Origin of the sequence: Citrobacter sp. RHB35-C17 (assembly GCF_013816795.1) — a bacterium.
GTDB lineage: Bacteria > Pseudomonadota > Gammaproteobacteria > Enterobacterales > Enterobacteriaceae > Citrobacter_A > Citrobacter_A amalonaticus.
Genome location: NZ_CP057150.1, coordinates 1,903,195 through 1,923,194, shown reverse-complemented (window position 1 = coordinate 1,923,194; position 20,000 = coordinate 1,903,195). Strand labels below are relative to the sequence as shown.

The window sequence follows — 20,000 nt, the reverse complement described above, 5'->3', positions numbered from 1 at the left end:
CCGGTGAGACAGAAGCCTCACCGGACAACACCTTAGAGTTGCGTCAGTTTTTGCAGCATCTGATCGGTCGTTGAGACCGCTTTGCTGTTGATTTCGTAAGCGCGTTGAACCTGAATCATATTGACCAGCTCTTCCGCGACGTTGACGTTTGAGGTCTCGACATAGCCCTGGTACAACAGGCCCGCCCCGTTCAGACCCGGCGTGCTTTCATTCGGCGCGCCGGAAGATTGGGTCTCGGTATACAGGTTTTCACCAATGCTCTCCAGATCGGTATCGTTCATGAACGTGGTCAGATTAAGCTGCCCCACCTGCACGGGTGTTGCCTGTCCCTGTTGGGTCACGCTCACCACGCCGTCACGCCCGATGGTGATGCTCAGGGCGTTAGCCGGAATGGTAATCGCTGGCTGAACCTGGAAGCCGCCAGCCGTCACCAGTTGACCATTTTGATCGACCTGGAATGATCCATCGCGGGTATATGCAGAAGTACCATCCGGCAGCAGAACCTGAAAGAACCCCTGACCTTTGATGGCGACATCTTTACTGTTGTTGGTTTGCGACAGGTTGCCCTGGCTGTGCAGACGCTCGGTCGCCACCGGACGCACACCGGTACCGATTTGCAGACCGGACGGCAGCGTGGTCTGCTCAGAAGACTGAGCGCCAGGCTGACGAATGGTCTGATAAAGCAGATCTTCAAACACCGCGCGCTGACGCTTAAAACCATTGGTGCTGACGTTTGCCAGGTTGTTGGCAATCACATCCATGTTGGTTTGCTGCGCGTCCAGGCCGGTTTTGGCGATCCATAATGAACTGATCATAAAGTGTCCTGTATTAAGTCATCGACAGCAGTTGGTTAGCGCGACCAGCGTTGTCATCCACGCTGCTGATAACCTTCATCTGCATTTCAAAACGGCGGGCGCTGGCAATCATGTCGCTCATCGCTGACACCGCATTGACGTTGCTCCCCTCCAGTACTCCCGACATCACGCGAATGGTCGGATCGGCCTGCAGCACCGGGCCACGGGTTGCCTGTGCGGCAGCGGTCAGACGGAACATCCCGTCGTCGCCACGCTGTACTTCATTCCCCTCAGCCTTCACCAGTTTCAGACGTCCCACCGGCGCGATGGTGTTCGCCGGATCGCCGGGATTCAGCGCTGAGATGGTGCCGTCCGCCGCGATGGTGATTTCCGACCCTTCCGGCACCGCAATCGGCCCGGCTTCACCAATCACCGGGTGACCCTGAATGGTCAACTGTCCGGTCGGATCCACCTGAATGCTGCCGTTACGGGTATAGCCTTCGCTGCCGTTCGCGGTCTGTACCGCCAGCCAGCCATCCTGCTGTAACGCCACGTCCAGCGGACGCGAGGTGTAATCCATCTGGCCAGGCGTCATATCAGCCCCCGGCGTGGACGCCGTGACCAGCGTACGCGTCGGCAATGACAGTCCTTCGACGGGGACGGCGCGCAGCGCATTGAGCTGTGCACGAAATCCCGGCGTCGAGGCGTTGGCCAGGTTGCTGGCCGTCACCGCCTGTTGGTTCAGCGTCTGACTGGCCGCCCCCATCGCGGTATAGATTGCGTGATCCATTACGTTATCCCGTCAGGCGCTTAGCGCAGGTTAACCAGCGTGTTGAGGATCTGGTCCTGGGTCTTGATGGTCTGCGCGTTCGACTGATAGTTACGCTGGGCGACGATCATGTTCACCAGTTCTTTACTCAGATCCACGTTCGAAGACTCCAGCGCACCGTTGGTCAGCTTACCGAAGTTACCCGTTCCCGCCGTTCCCAGCAGTTCCACACCGGACGCCTGCGTGGCGGCCCAGACGTTATCGCCCTGAGAGGCCAGACCTTCGTTATTGGCAAAGTTCGCCAGCACGATCTGCCCCAGCACCTGCTTCTGTTCGTTGGAGTAGTTTCCGACGACGGTGCCATCGTCGTTAATCTGATAGCTAACCAAATCGCCCGGCTTGTAGCCGTTCTGCGTGGTGGCGATAACGGCGTTAGTCCCGGTGTTCTGCTGCATGGAGTTTTGCAGGCTGAGGGTGAAGGTCGCAGGAACCGCGCCATTGACTGTACCGGTAGTAATGGAGAATGACGGTGTGGCATTTGCCGCGCCAAGCGTCCAGGTTGGTTCAGTGGCAGGTGGAACAGGCGCAACTTCAGTATATTCTTTTACGTTATCCAGACCGCCGTTCTTGTCGAATGTCATCTGCGCGGACTTCACCAACGGCGAGTTGGCGACGCTGGAATCCTGCGTCCAGATATCCCATGTGTTATCACCCGTTTTAACGTAAAACAGGTTGATGTCATGTTGATTACCCTGGCTGTCGAACACCGTCACGGGTGCACGTTTGTTGTAGCTGTCAGCATCGGTTGGTTTGAAAGGCGTGTTCGCCGGAATCTTGTCCGTCGAGTTCAGGTTGATCTGCATTGCCGCCGTGTCGGTGCTTTTCGCCCCCATCAGGGTATTCGGGATGGTGATCGGACCCGGGTTTGCCCCTTGCTGAATGGTCGGCGGCGTACCCGTTGCCGGATAGCCGGTCAGTTGCATGCCCTGCATGTTGACCAGGTTACGGTTTTCATCCAGTTTGAACTGGCCGTTACGGCTGTAGAAAACTGAGCCATTGCTGTCGACCAGACGGAAAAAACCGTTCTGGCTGATAGCGACATCCAGACCGCGACCGGTGTTGGTGGTCGTACCATCAGTAAAGTCCTGAGTAATGCCAGCGACTTTTACGCCCAGACCGACTTTAGAACCGGCAAACATATCCGCAAAAGACGCCGCGCCGGATTTAAAACCATAGGTCGCGGAGTTGGCGATGTTGTTACCAATGACATCGAGGTTGGTGGCTGCGGCATTCAGGCCGCTAACCGCTTGTGAAAAAGCCATGATGACTCCTGATTAGTGTAAAGGCTTAGATTATCTGCCGTACTTCGTCGAGGGTGGTGGTTCCGTAAGTGCCCAGATCCAGGGTGTTACCGCCATTGCTGCGAATCACCCCTTGTACCAGCGCAAACTGCAAGGGTTGCGCCACCAGTTGCGTCGAGCCGTTGCTGGCGTGAATCGCCACGTTATACGAGCCGTTCACCGCCGTGGTGCCATCCGTCAGAGTGCCGTCCCAGGTAAAGGTATGGACACCCGCCTTCAGCGCGCCAATCTCAATCGTGCGCACCACTTTGCCGTCTTTGTCGGTAATGGTGGCGGTGACTTTGTCAGCCGGCTGTTGCAGCTCAACGCCAAACGGCGTGGTGGTGGTGGTGGCTCCCTCTTCGGTGCCTTTGCCCGCCAGAACGGTGGTACCCGGGATCATCACGCCATGACCAATCAGCGTGCTGGCCTGTAGTGACTGGTTGTTGTCGATCTGTCCGGAGATCGACCCCAGGGTCGTATTCAGTTTCTCAATACCGCTGACGGTACTGATCTGCGCGAGCTGTGTGGTCAGCTCGTTGTTCTGCATCGGGTTGGTCGGGTCCTGGTTTTTCAGTTGCGCCACCAGCAGCGTCAGAAAGCTGCTTTGCAGATCGGCGGCATTGCTGCCCGACAGGGAACTCCCGTTGCTGCTGCTTTTCACACCGGTGTTTGTCGGATCGTTAACGTTTACCGCAATTGACATGGCTGCCTCCTTTTACTGGCCCAGTGTCAGCGTCTTAAGCATCATGCTTTTAACGGTGTTGAGGACTTCGACGTTCGCCTGATAGCTGCGGGAAGCTGACATGGTATTAACCATCTCACCGACCACATCGACGTTAGGCATCTTCACGTAGCCATTGGCATCGGCCAGCGGGTTACCGGGTTCATAGACCAGTTTGTCCGGCGCCTGGCTCTCAATGACGTCCGACACTTTCACGCCCCCCGTTACTGCACCGGGAGCGGCATCCACCTGGAAGACAACCTGCTTTGCGCGATACGGTTGACCATCCGGTCCCGTGACGCTGTCGGCGTTGGCCAGATTACTGGCGGCCACGTTAAGGCGCTTGGACTGCGCCGTTAATGCCGAACCGGCAATATCAAAAATATTCAGCAGCGCCACGGATTAGTTCCCCCCCTGTAGCACGTTCATCATGCCTTTAATCTGCCCACTCAAGGCAGTCAGGCTCATCTGGTACTTCAGGCTGTTATCCGCAAACTGCGTGCGCTCCCGGTCCATATCGACGGTATTGCCGTCGAGTGAAGGCTGGTCGGGAATGCGGTAGAGCAAATCCGTAGACGGTGCGGTGATGGCCTGGGCGGGAATATGCTGTGCGGAGGTTAATGCCAGCGACACACCGCTGGTTTCTTGCCGTCCGCGCACCATGACTTTTTTTAACTCACTGGCAAAATCCATGTCGCGCGCCTGATACCCCGGCGTATCGGCGTTCGCAATGTTAGCGGCCAACACCTCTTGCCGTTGGGCGCGCAGATTCAGCGCTTCCTGTTGAAAACGTAAGGCGGCGTCGAGCTTATCGAGCATATCTCCTCCGCAGATGACAAAATTCAGCCGACAGCTTAAATCCCATTACGCGCGCGTTATCGCTGGAATAAACGCAAAATGGGTCGCTATTTATTGCGTTGATGGTTGCGTCACACGGGTAGAATCCTGTCATTGCGAAAACGGCGGGAGGTGACGATGCAAACGTTAAAACGTGGATTAGCCATGCTGGCGCTGCTGTTCAGTCCCCTGACGCTGGCCCAGGATTTGAATGCGCAGTTGAACGACTGGTTCGGACAGCGTCTGGCCGGATTCAGCGATGATGTGGTCGTGACCGTGCGAACGCCCCCCAACCTGTTGCCGCATTGCGACACACCGGCGTTCAGCATGACCGGGGCAAAACTGTGGGGAAACGTGAATGTGCTGGCACGTTGCGCCAATGAAAAACGTTATCTGCAGGTCAACGTGCAGGCGACGGGAAACTACGTAGTCGCAGCCGCGTCCGTTGCGCGTGGCGGCACGCTTGGCCCGGCCAGCGTCACACTAAAACGCGGACGCCTTGATCAGCTCCCCCCCCGTACCGTGCTGGATATCAGCCAGGTTCAGGATGCGGTGAGCCTGCGCGATCTCGCGCCGGGACAGGCCATCCAGCTCAATATGTTGCGCCAGGCGTGGCGCATTAAAGCCGGACAGCGCGTGCAGGTCGTTGCCAATGGCGATGGATTTAGCGTCAATGCGGAAGGTAAAGCGCTGAACAATGCGGCGGTCGCGCAGAACGCACGAGTGAGAATGTTATCGGGTCAGATTGTCAGTGGCATTGTCGATCCTGATGGGAATATTCTTATTAACCTATAATGAGTTAAAGATTTTGTTGCGGCTGCCGATAGTGATTACACATTCGATGATAGCTGGCCGCTACAGTATAACCCCTCGATGAGGATGATAAAAATGAGCATTGACCGTACCTCACCTTTGAAACCCGTTAGCACCGTTCAGGCGCGTGAAAATACGGATACACCGGTCCTCAAAGCGCGTCAGGAAAAAACCTCGACGGCAACCAGCACCAGCGTGACGTTAAGCGATGCTCAGGCAAAACTGATGCAGCCCGGCGTGAACGATATCAATATGGAACGTGTTGAAGCACTGAAAACCGCTATTCGTAACGGTGAGCTGAAGATGGACACGGGGAAAATCGCCGACTCGCTGATCCGCGAGACGCAGAGCTATCTCCAGAGTGAGTAACTGACCGTATGACGCGCTTGTCAGAAATACTCGATCAGATGACGGCTGTCCTGAATGACCTGAAAACGGTAATGGATGCCGAACAGCAACAACTTTCCGTTGGCCACATTAACGGTAGCCAGCTGCAGCGTATTACAGAAGAAAAGAGTTCTCTGCTGGCGACCCTGGATTATCTGGAACAGCAGCGACGGCTGGAACAAGACCCACAGCATAGCGCGAATAATGACGTCGCCGAGCGCTGGAAAGCGATTACCGATAAAACGCAGCACTTACGCGATCTGAACCAACACAACGGCTGGCTGCTGGAAGATCAGATTCAGCGCAATCAACAGGCGCTTGAGGTTTTAAAGCCCTATCAGGAACCGTCGCTGTACGGCGCGAACGGTCAACCCTCTTCTGCCTCTCGCGGCGGGAAAAAATTTTCTATTTGATGATTACCAGATGGCGGCGTTTCGCCTTATTCAGCCTACAGCGTTCTGTAGGCCGAATAAGCAAAGCGCCATCAGGCATCGTGATTACACCGTCCGGCGCGCAAACTCTTTCACTTTAAAGCCCATCACCGCCAGTGCGGCAAAGTAGGCGGCAATGCCGGCCGCAACCACCGCCATCAGGCGAAGCAGACGCCACGGCATAGTCCCCAGCGACCACTCCGGCATAATATGCAACATGCCAACCAGCACGGCTGACATCACCAGTACGGCGATAACGAGGCGAATCAGAAACCCCATCCAACCCGGTTGCGGAGTGAAAATGTTCTGCTTACGCAGTTGCCAGTACAGCAGTCCCGCGTTCAGACAGGCGGCAAGACCAATCGACAGCGACAGCCCGGCGTGCTTCAACGGTCCAATAAACGCAAGGTTCATCAACTGGGTCATGATAAGCGTCACAATGGCGATCTTAACCGGCGTTTTGATGTTCTGCCGTGAATAAAAGCCCGGTGCCAGCACTTTCACCACAATCAGCCCCATCAGCCCTACGGAATAAGCAATCAACGCACGCTGCGTCATCAGCGCATCGAAGGCCGTGAATTTACCGTACTGGAATAATGACGTAATCAAGGGGCCAGACAGGATCCCAATCGCCACCGCACTCGGCAGCGCCAGCAAAAAGCACAGACGCAATCCCCAGTCCATCAGGCGGCAATATTCGTCATGGTCGCCTTTTGCAAAGCTCTTCGACAGTGAAGGCAGCAGAATGGTCCCCAGCGCCACGCCCAGTACCCCCGACGGAAACTCCATCAGGCGGTCCGCATAGTACATCCACGAAACGGAACCAGACGCGAGAAAAGAGGCGAAAATGGTGTTAATGATCAGTGAGATCTGGCTGACGGAGACGCCGAGTATCGCCGGGCCCATTTGCTTCACAACCCGCATCGCCCCCGCATCGCGGAAGTTAATCCGCGGCAGCACCAGCATGCCGATTTTCTTCAGATGCGGAAGCTGATACACCAGTTGCAGCACGCCGCCAACGGTTACCGCCCATGCCAGCGCCAGCACCGGTGGATTAAAATACGGCGCGGCGAACAGCGCGAAACCGATCATGCTGATGTTCAAAAACGTGGGGGCAAACGCCGGAATGGAGAAGCGGTTCCAGGTATTGAGGATCGCTCCGACCAGCGACGCCAGCGAGATCAGTAAGATGTACGGAAAGGTGATTTGCAGCAGTTTGGTGGTTAACGCGAATTTATCGGCGGTGTCGGCAAACCCCGGCGCCGTCACCATAATCACCCATGGGGCGGCCAGCATCCCGGCAACGGTGACCACAGCAAGCGCCAGCGTCAGCAGTCCCGACACGTAAGAGACAAACACGCGAGTGGCGTCTTCGCCCTGCTTGCTTTTATATTCCGCCAGAATAGGGACAAAGGCCTGAGAAAAAGCGCCCTCCGCAAATATGCGGCGTAGCAGGTTAGGTAATTTGAATGCCACAAAAAAGGCATCGGTTGCCATCCCGGCACCAAAGATTCTGGCGACAATAGCATCACGTGCAAAACCCAGCACACGTGAAAACATCGTCATTGAGCTGACGGCGGCCAGCGATTTTAATAGGTTCATTGCTTTTTTATTCCAGACCCTACGGCAAAACGCCTGCAGTGCAGGCGTTGGAAGAGGCGCTTAGTCTACCTGGATTATGGTGAATTACTACCGCCAGATGTTACAGGTGATTATTCGCTCATCGCCTCGCGCCACAGCTTTTCCACCACGCGCTGGGCAAGAATCGCCTGTTCGCCCGCGGTTTCCGGAACCGTCTGATTTTGTACACATTCCACAAAATGGCGTGCGCACCCCACGAATCCACGCTGTTCAAGCGTGGTTTGCCAGCCAGGAACCGGTTTGTGCAAGACACCCTGCCCGCGCTCTTCACGCCACTCGCGCATATCCGTCACGTCAATCAGCCCGCCATCGGTCACCGCCTGTACGCTCTCTCGCTGACTGCCCGCCCGGCGATGCATACTGGTGGTGATTTGCAACTGACTGGTCGCGAAATGGTGCTCTGCATACAGCATCTCGCCCGCGTCGTTGGTTTGTAGCGTCCCGCTGCTGAGCTGGGCGTTGCCGCCCGCCAGCCACAGTGCGGTGTCAACGACATGCAAATAATCATCCAGCAGCGTGAACCGCAGAGCGTGAGGCCCCACGCTGTCGCTACGGTGTTTATCCATCCGCAGAGACGCCGCCGTCCCCAGTTCCGTCTTCAGCTCTCGGTACCGTGGCGCAAAGCGACGATTGAAACCGACCATCAGCGTCAGATTTTTCTTCGCCGCTAACGCCACTAGCCGCTCAGCATCACGTAAATTTTCCGCCAGCGGCTTATCAACGCAGACATGAACGCCGGCATTGAGTAATTCACTGACGACGGCGTAATGGGTTGCCGTGCTGGAGTGGACAAACACCGCGTCGCAGCCCGCGGCAAGATCGGTCAGCGAACCGGCATACGGAATGCGCCAGGCTGCGCAGATTTTCTCCGCTTTTTCACGCGACGGCGACCAGGCGGCCTGTAGCGTCCAGTCGCTGGCGGCGCCAAGCACGGGTAACCAGGCCTTCTGGGCGATGCCCCCAAGCCCCACCACCCCGATACGTAATGTTGTCACGTTATTCTCCCAGATGTTCCAGTAGCGACTCGAGGCGCTGTTTCAGCGCGGCGACTTCGCTTTCCAGCACCTCGACGCGGGCCTGTAGATCTCCCGTCGCCGCCTGTGGCTCATCGGCCAGGGCAACCGGCTCCTGCACGGCGCCACAGAACAGATGCATATAACGGCTTTCACGCTTACCCGGTTCGCGCGCCAGACGGACGACATAAGGGCCGTCTTCCCGCGTTGCCAGGCGTTCCAGCGTTGCCTCGACTTCCGCCATATCGCTGAACTCATACATTCGCGAGGCGCGACTGCGCAATTCGCCCGGCGTCTGCGCACCGCGTAGCAGCAGTGTCGTAACCAGCGCCACCTCCGCGGAGCTCAATTTCAGGTTGCCAAACTCCGAGTTACAGAAACGCTGCTCATACTTGGTGACGCGGCTACCAAAGCCGCTGACCGTGCGCAGAAAATGGCGCTTCACCAGATTGTCGAGGTGCTCCTGCACCTCGTGCTCCGCCATATTCATCACCGGTTCACGGTTGGTTTTCTGATTGCAGGCGGTGACCACGCCATTTACAGAGAGCGGATATTGCTCAGGCGTCGTGACCTGTTTTTCGAGCAGACAGCCAATCACACGGGCTTCAGCGGCAGTTAATTCATATTTCATAGGGTGTCCTCACCGACCTGCGGTCCATTCTGATGTCGTTAACGCCGTCAGCACGTGGTCGCGCCATTGCCCGTCAATCAACAGATAATCTTTTGCGTAGCCTTCTTTTTCAAAGCCAAGTCGCGCCAGTAAATCACCGCTGCGTTTATTGTGCGGCATGTAATTCGCCATAATGCGATGAATATGTTGCGTGCGTTGCATATAACGAATCGCGGCGGTCAGCGCTTCAAACATCAGCCCCTGCCCCTGCCATTTCTGCGCAATGGAATACCCCAGATAGCAGGCATGGAAAGACCCCCGCACCACGTTAGAAAAATTCGCTACCCCAATGACCTCTTTTTCATCCGGGTCCAGCAGCGCAAAGTAATAGGCGGAACCTTGCTTATGAAATTCGGCAATCATGCTCAGTCGCGCCTGCCAGCCGGAGGGATAGCAGTGGCTTTCATCACGAATCGGTTCCCAGGGTTTTAAGAAATGACGATTTTCCGCGTAATAATCTGCCAGACGCCAGGCATCACGCTCATGCACTAAACGCACGACCAGGCGGTCGGTGGTTAAGCGCACTTTTGGCACGTTACTGCGATAGCCAAACATATTTATTCCTACTCCTTCCCGAATCGCCGTTACACCCTGATTGACTTACTATACCTGTGCAAAACCACCCTGTGAAAAGTGCAATTTGCCATTTTTTGAATTATTCCGCCATTTTGATGAAAACTCTCTATCAAGATGGACTTTTGATAAAAAAATATTGTCCCGGCGAGGGTGGGCAAAAAGGCAGCAAAGCCGCAGAATAGGAGATACTTCGCTTTATCTACTCTCAATCATTCGAATGCCGCAAATTCCGCGCAACTCGAAGAATGACGAGTGTTTCCCGGGAGGGGAAATGTCGCGTGTCTCGCAGGCCAGGAACCTGGGTAAAACTTTCCTGCTCATCGATAATATGCTGGTCGTGTTGGGCTTTTTCGTCGTGTTCCCGCTGATCTCAATTCGCTTCGTCGACCAAATGGGCTGGGCCGCCGTTATGGTCGGCATTGCGCTGGGTCTGCGTCAGTTTATTCAACAGGGACTGGGCATTTTTGGCGGCGCGATTGCCGACCGTTTTGGCGCGAAACCGATGATCGTCACCGGCATGCTGATGCGCGCCGCCGGGTTTGCCACCATGGGGATCGCCCATGAACCCTGGCTTTTGTGGTTCTCCTGTTTCCTGTCCGGTCTCGGCGGCACGCTGTTCGATCCGCCGCGCTCGGCATTGGTGGTGAAGCTGATTCGCCCGCATCAGCGGGGTCGCTTCTTCTCAATATTGATGATGCAGGACAGCGCAGGGGCGGTTATCGGCGCGCTGTTAGGCAGTTGGTTGTTGCAGTATGACTTCCGTCTGGTTTGCGCAACCGGGGCAATATTGTTCGTGCTCTGCGCCGCCTTTAACGCCTGGCTGCTGCCCGCGTGGAAACTCTCTACTGTGCGTATTCCGGTACGGGAAGGAATGAGTCGGGTGCTCAGTGATAAACGCTTCGTCACCTATGTGCTGACGCTGGCGGGCTATTACATGCTGGCGGTGCAGGTCATGCTGATGCTACCCATTATGGTCAATGACATCGCCGGTTCACCTTCCGCGGTGAAATGGATGTATGCCATTGAAGCCTGCCTTTCGCTGACGCTGCTCTACCCCATTGCGCGCTGGAGTGAGAAACGGTTTCGTCTTGAGCATCGCCTGATGGCGGGCCTGCTGCTGATGTCACTGAGCATGTTACCCGTGGGGTTGGTGAGTGACTTGCAGCAGTTGTTCACGCTGATTTGCACTTTCTATATCGGTTCGATTATTGCTGAACCCGCCCGTGAAACGCTCAGCGCCTCGCTGTCGGATGCCCGTGCGCGCGGTAGCTATATGGGCTTTAGCCGTCTGGGGTTAGCCATAGGTGGTGCCATCGGGTATATCGGCGGCGGCTGGCTGTTTGATATGGGGAAACTGCTCCAGCAACCCGAGTTACCCTGGATGATGCTGGGGATCATTGGCTTCATCACTTTCCTGGCGCTGGGCTGGCAGTTTAGCCATAAACGCACGCCGCGCGGCATGCTGGAACCCGGCGCCTGATTTGATACCTGTGCGTGTCTCCTCCATACTGAAAGGGAACTGACAGTCAAATGGAGGAGAAACGTGAAGCTTTATATTTACGATCACTGCCCTTTCTGCATCAAAGCTCGCATGATTTTTGGCCTCAAAAACATCCCCGTCGAACTGATTGTCCTGGCCAACGACGATGACGAAACCCCAACCCGAATGATTGGCCAGAAAATGGTGCCCATTCTGCAAAAAGACGACAGCCGCTATCTACCGGAAAGCATGGACATCGTCCATTACGTCGATCAACTGGATGGCAAACCGCTGCTCACCGGCAAGATAAATCCTGCTATTGACGAGTGGCTGCGCAAAGTGAACAGCTACGCCAATCACCTGCTGCTGCCGCGTTTTGCAAAATCTGCTTTTGATGAGTTTTCCACCCCTTCGGCACGCAAATACTTTACTGAGAAAAAAGAGGCGATGATTGGCAGTTTTGCCGACCATCTTGCCCATTCCGCTGGCCTGACCAAAAAAATCAGTGAGGATTTGCGCACACTGGATAAGCGCATTGTGCAACCCAATGGTGTAAACGGTGAGCTTTCCGAAGACGACATCCAGTTATTTCCCCTGTTGCGTAATCTGACACTGGTGGCCGGTATCAACTGGCCGACACGGGTTGCTGACTATCGCGACAATATGGCGAAACAGACGCAGATCAATCTGTTATCATCAATGGCGATTTAACGTTTACCGGCGGTGGCTGAATCATACAGGCTGCCGCTTTTTTCAGTTTTTTCTACTGGCGAAGTTCGCGCTGGTGACACATGCTGCGTTATGTCAGGATTAAGACGATCGCATCGTGTAGAGGAACCCCATGAAGAAGATTTTTTTTGCTGCCGCGTTGATAGTTGGCGGCCTGTTGACCGGCTGTAATCAGCTCACACAGTACACCGTAAGCGAACAAGAAATTAATCAGGCGCTCGAAAAACGCAACAACTTTGCCAAAGATATCGGGCTTCCGGGCGTTGCCGATGCGCATATCGTCCTCAATAACCTCTCCAGCCAGATCGGTCGTGAAGAGCCGAACAAAGTGACGCTGACCGGCGATGCAAAGCTGGATATGAATTCGCTGTTTGGCAGTCAGAAAGCAACCATTAAGCTAAAACTGAAAGCGCTGCCAGTCTTTAATAAAGAAAAAGGGGCCATCTTCCTGCAGGAAATGGAAGTGGTAGATGCCACCGTGACGCCGGAAAAAATGCAGTCAGTGCTGCAAACCCTGATGCCTTATCTCAATCAGTCACTGCGTAATTACTTTAACCAGCAGCCAGCGTATGTCCTGCGCGAAGACAGCAGCAAAGGCGAAGCGCTGGCGAAAAAGTACGCCAAAGGGATTGAGGTGAAGCCGGGCGAAATCATCATCCCGTTCACCGATTAAACGACAAAGGCGCTGCGGCGCCTTTTTTTACGTGCAAACGAAAACGTTTCCCCTTATCCTTTGTTTCCGGCAAAAATGACATCCCCCAGCCGGAGCATATTGATGACAGCACCCTCCCAGGTTTTAAAGATCCGCCGCCCAGATGACTGGCACCTTCACCTTCGCGACGGCGAAATGTTAAAAACGGTCGTGCCGTATACCAGCGATGTTTATGCACGTGCGATTGTGATGCCAAACCTGGCGCCGCCGATCACCACGGTAGATGCGGCAATTGCCTACCGCCAGCGCATCCTTGATGCGGTCCCTGCCGGACATTCCTTCACGCCGCTGATGACCTGCTATTTAACGGACACGTTGGATCCCGCTGAACTGGAACGCGGCTTTCGCGAAGGCGTGTTCACCGCAGCCAAACTCTATCCGGCAAACGCCACCACCAACTCCAGTCACGGGGTCACCTCCATCGATGCGATCATGCCAGTACTTGAACGCATGGAAAAACTCGGGATGCCGCTGCTGGTGCATGGCGAAGTCACCCACGCCGATATCGATATTTTTGACCGTGAAGCGCGCTTTATTGAGACGGTGATGGAGCCTCTGCGCCAGCGCCTGCCTGGGCTGAAAGTGGTCTTTGAGCACATCACTACCAAAGATGCGGCGGAGTATGTCCGTGACGGTAACGAATTATTGGCTGCGACGATTACACCGCAGCACCTGATGTTTAACCGTAACCACATGCTGGTTGGCGGTATTCGCCCACACCTCTACTGCCTGCCAATTCTGAAACGCAATGTCCACCAGCACGCTCTGCGTGAGCTGGTTGCCAGTGGCTTTGAGCGTGCCTTCCTCGGCACCGATTCAGCCCCACATGCCCGTCATCGTAAGGAATCGAGCTGTGGCTGCGCGGGATGTTTTAACGCGCCAACGGCACTGGCGAGTTACGCGAGCGTGTTTGAAGAGATGAATGCCCTGGCGCACTTTGAAGCGTTTTGTTCACTGAACGGTCCGCGATTCTACGGCCTGCCGGTCAATGACACTTTCGTTGAACTGGTACGTGAAGAGCAGCAGGTACCGGAGAGCATCGCGCTGACCGACGATACGCTGGTGCCGTTCCTCGGGGGCGAAACGGTACGCTGGACGATTAAAAAGTAAAAAAAATCGATGCCGCCTGTTGTAACCTGGCCAGGATAACTGTATAAATAACCAGTATATTCAACAGGGGGCCATTATGCGTATTGAAGTCACCATTGCTAAAACTTCACCTTTACCTGCCGGTGCTATTGACGCCCTGGCAGGTGAACTCTCCCGCCGTATTACTCACCACTTTCCCGATAACGACGGTAACGTGACCGTTCGTTATGCCGCTGCGAATAATTTGTCCGTGATTGGCGCGACGAAAGAAGATAAAGAACGGATCAGCGAAATTCTTCAGGAAACCTGGGAAAGCGCTGACGACTGGTTCATTAAAGAATAAAAATGCTATGCCGTAGTCTCTTTGCCGGGTCGCCCCGGCTTTTTTCTCTCATCTTTAAAGCAATCTTTTTTGCGGCATCATTTAGTATTCTCCGTTGCCTTCGGAATTGATTATATTTTCACCAGTCACTCAAAATTATTGCACAACATACTTAAAAAGAATGAACAAGATGGTGATTAATTACTCACAAATTCTTAATTTGCAGAAATTTATGCTCCCCCCTCTTTAAAATCTCAGTGAATACCCTTATTTATTGATATACTGAAGTTGCTTCAGATAAAAACGCATTGAACCTCGAAAACCGTTGTCTTGTAACACGAATTAGGGGGCATGATGGAAAAGAATAATGAAGTCATTCAGACTCATCCGCTTGTGGGATGGGACATCAGCACCGTAGATAGCTATGACGCGCTGATGCTGCGTTTGCACTACCAGACTCCAAATCGTCCCGAAACCGATGGTACAGAGGTCGGTCAAACGCTCTGGTTAACCACCGATGTTGCCAGACAATTTATTTCGATATTAGAAGCCGGCATAGCCAAAATCGAATCCGGCGATTACCAGGCCAACGAATACCGTCGGCATTAACGAGACGGACATTCTCACTTAAAAAGGCACCTTCGGGGTGCCTTTGCTATTTCTGGGTTGTATTACGCATTTCACTTATTTACTCTGCATCAAACGCGACAGCAGAGAGAAACTGATGAAATACGACTTAATCATTATAGGCAGCGGGTCCGTTGGGGCAGCCGCAGGTTATTATGCCACTCGCGCCGGGTTAAACGTTCTGATGACCGACGCGCATATGCCACCGCATCAACAGGGTAGTCATCACGGCGACACCCGGTTGATCCGCCACGCCTATGGCGAAGGTGAAAAATACGTTCCGCTGGTGCTGCATGCGCAGGCGCTCTGGGACGAACTCTCCACGCAAAATGAAGAGCCGATTTTCGTCCGCTCCGGCGTTATCAATCTTGGCCCCGCCGGTTCGCCCTTCCTGGCAAACGTCGCGCACAGCGCAAAACAGTGGCAACTGAACGTTGAGCAACTGGATGCCGCCGCCATCATGGCGCGCTGGCCGGAAATCCGCGTACCTGCAGACTACACCGGCCTGTTCGAAGCTGATTCCGGTTTTTTACGCAGTGAACTGGCGATCAAAACCTGGATTCGTCTGGCAGAAGAAGCAGGATGCGCTCAGCTCTTCAACTGCCCGGTCACAGCCATTCACCATGATGATGACGGCGGGGTCACTGTGGAAACCGCTGACGGCGAGTACAGCGCGAAGAAAGCGCTGGTGAGCGCCGGTACCTGGGTTCAGGCTTTGCTCCCCGAGCTTCCCATCCAGCCGGTACGAAAAGTGTTTGCCTGGTACCAGGCCGATGGCCGCTATAGCATCAAGAATAAGTTTCCTGCCTTCACCGGTGAGCTGCCCAACGGCGATCAATACTACGGCTTCCCGGCGGAGAACGACGAACTGAAAATCGGTAAGCACAACGGCGGGCAACTTATCCACGCCGAAGCTGAACGCAAACCGTTTGCCAGCGTCGCCAGCGATGGATCTGAAGCATTCCCGTTCCTGCGCAATATCCTTCCGGGAGTGGGTTGCTGTCTGCACGGTGCGGCCTGCACCTACGACAACTCGCCGGATGAAGACTTTATCATCGACACGCTGCCCGGCCATGACAACACGCTGATCGTGACCGGGCTGAGTGGTCACGGCTTTAAATTTGCCTCCGTATTGGGTGAAATTGCCGCTGACTTTGCCCAGGAAAAGCCATCCGCTTTTGACCTGACGCCGTTCAGACTCTCCCGATTTACGGCATAATCGTTAAATGGCCTCGTAATGAGGCCTTTTTAATGGTGATTACAATATGCGTCGTCTGTTTCTTTATCTGGTCAACAATATTCGCGAGCATTTTATGCTCTACGTTATTTTATGGTCGCTGCTGGCGATTCTTGATGTTATTTATATCCTGTGTTACTGAGCCATCGGCATTGACAAATACTGACAAAAACTGAAAGTTATCTAATTTTTGTTTTGTTTTTTTGAATGACAAAACCCATCCCCTACCCCCCCACAAACCGTCATAAATCGGTCATTTCTGACGAATCCGTTGAATCAAAATCTACACTTAATACAAAATTATTGAATCAACGTTAAATCTCTCTCCCGGTGTTATTTTTTAGTTGCATTTATGTCTCTGTCAGGCCATTTTCATTCAATCCTGAAATATGAAATGGAATTTTTATGCAATTTTCAAATACGCCTCAACGGTATGGTTTTATTTCCGCCATGCTTCACTGGCTAACCGCGTTGGTGGTCTACGGGATGTTTGCACTCGGTCTCTGGATGGTGACGTTGAGCTATTACGACGGCTGGTATCACCAGGGACCGGAATTGCACAAAAGCATCGGGATCCTGCTGATGATGGGCCTGGTCGTTCGGGTCATCTGGCGTCTGATCTCGCCACCGCCGAAAGCGCTGAAAAGCTATTCGGCCCTGACCCGTGCTGGCGCAGCGTTGGGCCACCTCGCGCTATATCTGCTGCTGTTTAGCATTGTCATCAGCGGTTATCTGATCTCGACGGCGGACGGTAAACCGATCAGCGTTTTCGGCTGGTTTGATGTCCCGGCCACCTTCGCGGATGCTGGCGTTCAGGCCGATCTCGCCGGAAGCGTACACCTGTGGCTGGCCTGGACCGTCGTTATTCTTTCCGTTCTGCATGGCCTGATGGCCTTTAAACACCACTTTATCGATAAAGACGACACCCTGAATCGCATGTTGGGTAAGTCGTCATCTGACTATGGAGCTCAAAAATGAAAAAAAGCCTGCTGGGTTTAACTCTCGCCTCTCTGCTGTTCACCACCGGTTCTGCCATCGCGGCGGATTATAAAATTGACAAAGAAGGACAACATGCCTTTGTTAATTTCCGTATTCAGCACCTGGGATACAGCTGGTTGTACGGCACGTTCAAAGACTTCGACGGAACCTTTACCTTTGATGAAAAGGATCCCGCCGCCGATAAAGTGAATGTGACGATCAACACCAACAGCGTGGATACCAATCACGCCGAGCGTGATAAACACCTTCGCAGCGCTGATTTCCTCAATGTCGCGAAATTCCCGCAGGCGACCTTCACCTCCACCAGCGTGAAAAAAGACGGTGACGAACTGGATATCACCGGGAATCTGACGCTAAACGGCGTAACAAAGCCGGTGACGCTGGAAGCGAAGATGATCGGTCAGGGTGACGATCCGTGGGGGGGTAAACGCGCAGGCTTCGAAGCCGAAGGTAAAATCAAGCTGAAGGATTTCAACATCACCACCGATCTGGGTCCTGCCTCGCAGGAAGTGGAGTTGATTATCTCAGTTGAAGGCGTACAGCAGAAGTAAACGAGGAATGATGCCGGATGGCGATGTTGTCGCCGCCATCCGGCCACACCATTACTCGGCAGGATCCGGAATACCCAGTTTCGTATTCAGTCGTCCACGCGACTTGTTGAAGATTTTATTGCCATTCTCGCGTCCTGCGCGCAGGCGACGTTGCTCTTCTTCCGGTAATGCGCTCTCTTCGCAACAGATCTCGCTACAGCAGCCGTTGTACTTTTGCGCACATGCCGGGCACTGAATAAACAGCAGATGGCAGCCGTCATTTTTACAGTTGGTGTGGCTGTCGCACGGCGCGCCGCATTGATGACAATGCGCAATCACCTCATCTGAAATACGCTCACCCATGCGCTCATCAAACACAAAGTTTTTGCCGATGAAACGTACCGGTAACCCCTGCTCGCGGGCCTTGCGTGCATATTCAATGATACCGCCTTCAATGTGCCACACTTTACTGAAGCCATTGTGCTTCATCCAGGCGCTGGCTTTTTCGCAGCGAATACCGCCGGTACAGTACATCACAATCTTTTTATCTTTGTGTTCCTGCATCATTTCGACCGCTTTGGGTAACTGCTCGCGGAACGTGTCGGCCGGGATTTCCAGCGCGTTCTCAAAATGGCCCACTTCGTATTCGTAGTGGTTACGCATATCAATGAACAGCGCATCCGGGTCGTCGAGCATCGCGTTCACTTCCGCGGCCTTGAGATAGTCGCCGACATCGCTGGCATCAAAACTCGGGTCCTCAATGCCATCTGCCACAATCCGCTCACGCACTTTCATCCGCAGCACCCAGAAGGATTTCCCGTCATCTTCCAGCGCAATGTTCAGACGCACGCCGTCAAGTGCCGGATCAAAGGCGTACAGCTGCTGGCGGAACGTCTCCACCTGACTTTGCGGTACGCTGATTTGGGCGTTAATCCCTTCATGCGCCAGATAGATGCGACCGAAAACATTCAGCGCGGTTAACTTTTGATACAACGCATCGCGTGTGGCCTGCGGGTCTGCGATGGTAAAATATTTGTAGAACGAAATGGTCGTGCGCGGCTCAGTTTCAGCCAACATCCGGGCTTTGAGGGCATCATTGGAAATACGGTTATGTAACACTGGCATGGTGTACGGGTCCTGCGGCAGGTGAAATCAGAATCGGCGGCATCATATAGCAATCCGCGCCAATTTACATCCATACATTTTGCGCTACATTTCTTTCTTCAAAATAAAAAATTAACAACATTTGCTGCATTTATCGCCATTCCGGAGCCACAAATTTTTTCTGACGGCGAAAAAATGCAACAATACAGATAATTGCCCGTTTTAAGGTATACAACAGGAAAGACATGACGAATTTACCTAAGTTCTCCGCAGCACTACTGCATCCACGGTATTGGTTAACCTGGCTCGGTATTGGCGCACTTTGGTTGGTCGTGCAGTTGCCCTATCCGATACTCTATCGCCTTGGTCATATGATCGGTCACCTGGCGTATCGTCTGATGAAGCGGCGGACGAAAATTGCATATCGTAACCTCGAGCTCTGTTTCCCTGAAATGAGTGAGCGTGACCGCCATGCGATGGTGGTTAAAAATTTTGAATCCGTCGGTATGGGCCTGCTGGAAACCGGGATGGCCTGGTTCTGGTCCGATCGTCGCATTGCCCGCTGGACCGAAGTGATCGGCATGGAGCATATTCGTGACGTTCAGGCTCAGCAGCGCGGTATTTTGCTGGTGGGGCTGCACTTTTTAACCCTGGAACTCGGTGCGCGTCAGTTCGGTTTGCAGGAACCCGGCATCGGCGTTTATCGCCCGAATGATAATCCCTTGATCGACTGGCTCCAGACCTGGGGTCGTATGCGCTCAAACAAATCCATGCTCGATCGCAAGGATCTGAAAGGGATGATTAAGGCGCTGAAGAAAGGCGAAGTGGTCTGGTATGCGCCGGACCACGATTATGGCCCGCGCGCCAGCGTGTTCGTCCCGCTTTTTGCCGTTGAACAAGCAGCCACCACCTCCGGCACCTGGATGTTGGCGCGAATGTCTAATGCCTGCCTGGTGCCGTTTGTACCGCGTCGCAAGCCCGATGGCAAAGGCTACCAGCTGATTATGTTACCGCCAGAATGCTCACCGCCGCTGGATGACGCAGAGACCACCGCCGCCTGGATGAACAAGATTGTTGAGAAGTGCATCATGATGGCGCCAGAACAGTACATGTGGCTACATCGCCGCTTCAAAACACGTCCTGCTGGCGTACCTTCCCGTTATTAAATCCTGCATA

Annotated in this window: 25 protein-coding genes; 14 read left to right on the top strand and 11 right to left on the bottom strand. The window is 54.0% G+C overall.

Features of this window, described 5'->3' with window-relative positions; genetic code table 11:
- Window positions 1-32 precede the first annotated feature (32 nt).
- Genes flgG through flgB form a run of 6 tightly spaced genes read right to left on the bottom strand, consistent with a single transcriptional unit; the run spans window position 33 to window position 4,446 of the window.
- Window positions 33-815, bottom strand: coding sequence for a flagellar basal-body rod protein FlgG (gene flgG / locus HVZ37_RS09080; RefSeq protein WP_181628357.1), 783 nt, complete (start codon window positions 813-815; stop codon window positions 33-35).
- Window positions 816-828: 13 nt separating this feature from the next.
- Window positions 829-1,584 (bottom strand): flagellar basal-body rod protein FlgF, encoded by a 756-nt coding sequence (gene flgF / locus HVZ37_RS09075; protein ID WP_044258017.1) that lies wholly within the window; start codon window positions 1,582-1,584, stop codon window positions 829-831.
- A 20-nt stretch (window positions 1,585-1,604) separates the two neighbouring features.
- Window positions 1,605-2,885 (bottom strand): flagellar hook protein FlgE, encoded by a 1,281-nt coding sequence (gene flgE, locus HVZ37_RS09070; RefSeq protein WP_043000999.1) that lies wholly within the window; start codon window positions 2,883-2,885, stop codon window positions 1,605-1,607.
- 25 nt (window positions 2,886-2,910) lie between these two features.
- On the bottom strand, window positions 2,911-3,609 hold the full coding sequence (gene flgD, locus HVZ37_RS09065; RefSeq protein WP_043001000.1) for a flagellar hook assembly protein FlgD: 699 nt from the start codon (window positions 3,607-3,609) through the stop codon (window positions 2,911-2,913).
- Between the two features lie 12 nt (window positions 3,610-3,621).
- The gene (flgC, locus tag HVZ37_RS09060) at window positions 3,622-4,026 is read right to left on the bottom strand and encodes a flagellar basal body rod protein FlgC (protein WP_043001001.1); all 405 of its coding nucleotides are present in this window, start codon (window positions 4,024-4,026) and stop codon (window positions 3,622-3,624) included.
- Between the two features lie 3 nt (window positions 4,027-4,029).
- The gene (gene flgB, locus HVZ37_RS09055) at window positions 4,030-4,446 is read right to left on the bottom strand and encodes a flagellar basal body rod protein FlgB (protein WP_042319669.1); all 417 of its coding nucleotides are present in this window, start codon (window positions 4,444-4,446) and stop codon (window positions 4,030-4,032) included.
- A gap of 156 nt (window positions 4,447-4,602) precedes the next feature.
- Here flgB and flgA point away from each other — a divergent pair, with 156 nt between their 5' ends.
- The 3 genes from flgA (at window position 4,603) to flgN (ending at window position 6,077) form a co-directional block, all read left to right on the top strand.
- A complete protein-coding gene (gene flgA / locus HVZ37_RS09050; protein ID WP_043001002.1) occupies window positions 4,603-5,259 on the top strand; it encodes a flagellar basal body P-ring formation chaperone FlgA in 657 nt (218 codons plus the stop codon).
- A gap of 93 nt (window positions 5,260-5,352) precedes the next feature.
- Window positions 5,353-5,646, top strand: coding sequence for a flagellar biosynthesis anti-sigma factor FlgM (flgM, locus tag HVZ37_RS09045; RefSeq protein WP_043001003.1), 294 nt, complete (start codon window positions 5,353-5,355; stop codon window positions 5,644-5,646).
- 8 nt (window positions 5,647-5,654) lie between these two features.
- On the top strand, window positions 5,655-6,077 hold the full coding sequence (flgN, locus tag HVZ37_RS09040) for a flagella biosynthesis chaperone FlgN (protein ID WP_044266030.1): 423 nt from the start codon (window positions 5,655-5,657) through the stop codon (window positions 6,075-6,077).
- An 84-nt stretch (window positions 6,078-6,161) separates the two neighbouring features.
- On the opposite strand, the gene murJ is transcribed toward flgN, so the two are convergent.
- From murJ to rimJ, 4 genes are all read right to left on the bottom strand, one after another.
- Window positions 6,162-7,697, bottom strand: a complete 1,536-nt coding sequence (gene murJ / locus HVZ37_RS09035; RefSeq protein WP_109740170.1) for a murein biosynthesis integral membrane protein MurJ — start codon at window positions 7,695-7,697, stop codon at window positions 6,162-6,164.
- Between the two features lie 110 nt (window positions 7,698-7,807).
- The gene (locus tag HVZ37_RS09030) at window positions 7,808-8,731 is read right to left on the bottom strand and encodes a Gfo/Idh/MocA family oxidoreductase (protein WP_181628356.1); all 924 of its coding nucleotides are present in this window, start codon (window positions 8,729-8,731) and stop codon (window positions 7,808-7,810) included.
- Between the two features lies 1 nt (window position 8,732).
- Window positions 8,733-9,380, bottom strand: a complete 648-nt coding sequence (locus HVZ37_RS09025) for a YceH family protein (RefSeq protein WP_044327463.1) — start codon at window positions 9,378-9,380, stop codon at window positions 8,733-8,735.
- Window positions 9,381-9,389: 9 nt separating this feature from the next.
- The gene (rimJ, locus tag HVZ37_RS09020; RefSeq protein WP_043001008.1) at window positions 9,390-9,974 is read right to left on the bottom strand and encodes a ribosomal protein S5-alanine N-acetyltransferase; all 585 of its coding nucleotides are present in this window, start codon (window positions 9,972-9,974) and stop codon (window positions 9,390-9,392) included.
- A gap of 292 nt (window positions 9,975-10,266) precedes the next feature.
- Between rimJ and mdtH the strand changes: the two genes are divergently transcribed.
- From mdtH to HVZ37_RS08970, 10 genes are all read left to right on the top strand, one after another.
- Window positions 10,267-11,475 (top strand): multidrug efflux MFS transporter MdtH, encoded by a 1,209-nt coding sequence (mdtH, locus tag HVZ37_RS09015; RefSeq protein WP_044258032.1) that lies wholly within the window; start codon window positions 10,267-10,269, stop codon window positions 11,473-11,475.
- A gap of 63 nt (window positions 11,476-11,538) precedes the next feature.
- On the top strand, window positions 11,539-12,186 hold the full coding sequence (gene grxB, locus HVZ37_RS09010) for a glutaredoxin 2 (protein ID WP_181628355.1): 648 nt from the start codon (window positions 11,539-11,541) through the stop codon (window positions 12,184-12,186).
- Between the two features lie 130 nt (window positions 12,187-12,316).
- On the top strand, window positions 12,317-12,877 hold the full coding sequence (locus HVZ37_RS09005; RefSeq protein WP_043001011.1) for a lipoprotein: 561 nt from the start codon (window positions 12,317-12,319) through the stop codon (window positions 12,875-12,877).
- A 102-nt stretch (window positions 12,878-12,979) separates the two neighbouring features.
- On the top strand, window positions 12,980-14,026 hold the full coding sequence (gene pyrC / locus HVZ37_RS09000) for a dihydroorotase (RefSeq protein ID WP_043001012.1): 1,047 nt from the start codon (window positions 12,980-12,982) through the stop codon (window positions 14,024-14,026).
- Between the two features lie 76 nt (window positions 14,027-14,102).
- Window positions 14,103-14,348: a DNA damage-inducible protein I gene (gene dinI, locus HVZ37_RS08995; protein ID WP_042319691.1), complete on the top strand. Its 246-nt coding sequence runs from the start codon at window positions 14,103-14,105 to the stop codon at window positions 14,346-14,348.
- Window positions 14,349-14,681: 333 nt separating this feature from the next.
- Complete coding sequence (gene bssS, locus HVZ37_RS08990) at window positions 14,682-14,936, top strand: biofilm formation regulator BssS (protein WP_043001951.1); 255 nt, start codon at window positions 14,682-14,684, stop codon at window positions 14,934-14,936.
- Window positions 14,937-15,051: 115 nt separating this feature from the next.
- Window positions 15,052-16,173, top strand: coding sequence for an N-methyl-L-tryptophan oxidase (gene solA / locus HVZ37_RS08985; RefSeq protein ID WP_181628354.1), 1,122 nt, complete (start codon window positions 15,052-15,054; stop codon window positions 16,171-16,173).
- Window positions 16,174-16,219: 46 nt separating this feature from the next.
- Window positions 16,220-16,333 (top strand): YceO family protein, encoded by a 114-nt coding sequence (locus tag HVZ37_RS08980; RefSeq protein ID WP_044258036.1) that lies wholly within the window; start codon window positions 16,220-16,222, stop codon window positions 16,331-16,333.
- Between the two features lie 263 nt (window positions 16,334-16,596).
- Window positions 16,597-17,169: a cytochrome b gene (locus tag HVZ37_RS08975; RefSeq protein WP_125339631.1), complete on the top strand. Its 573-nt coding sequence runs from the start codon at window positions 16,597-16,599 to the stop codon at window positions 17,167-17,169.
- Window positions 17,166-17,741 (top strand): YceI family protein, encoded by a 576-nt coding sequence (locus HVZ37_RS08970; protein ID WP_043001016.1) that lies wholly within the window; start codon window positions 17,166-17,168, stop codon window positions 17,739-17,741. Before HVZ37_RS08975 ends, HVZ37_RS08970 begins: the two co-directional genes overlap by 4 nt.
- A gap of 51 nt (window positions 17,742-17,792) precedes the next feature.
- Here the strand turns inward: HVZ37_RS08970 and HVZ37_RS08965 are convergent, their stop codons facing one another.
- Window positions 17,793-18,845, bottom strand: coding sequence for a rhodanese-related sulfurtransferase (locus HVZ37_RS08965; RefSeq protein ID WP_044258040.1), 1,053 nt, complete (start codon window positions 18,843-18,845; stop codon window positions 17,793-17,795).
- A 224-nt stretch (window positions 18,846-19,069) separates the two neighbouring features.
- Here HVZ37_RS08965 and HVZ37_RS08960 point away from each other — a divergent pair, with 224 nt between their 5' ends.
- Window positions 19,070-19,990, top strand: a complete 921-nt coding sequence (locus tag HVZ37_RS08960) for a Kdo(2)-lipid IV(A) acyltransferase (RefSeq protein WP_044258041.1) — start codon at window positions 19,070-19,072, stop codon at window positions 19,988-19,990.
- The last annotated feature ends 10 nt before the right edge of the window (window positions 19,991-20,000 follow it).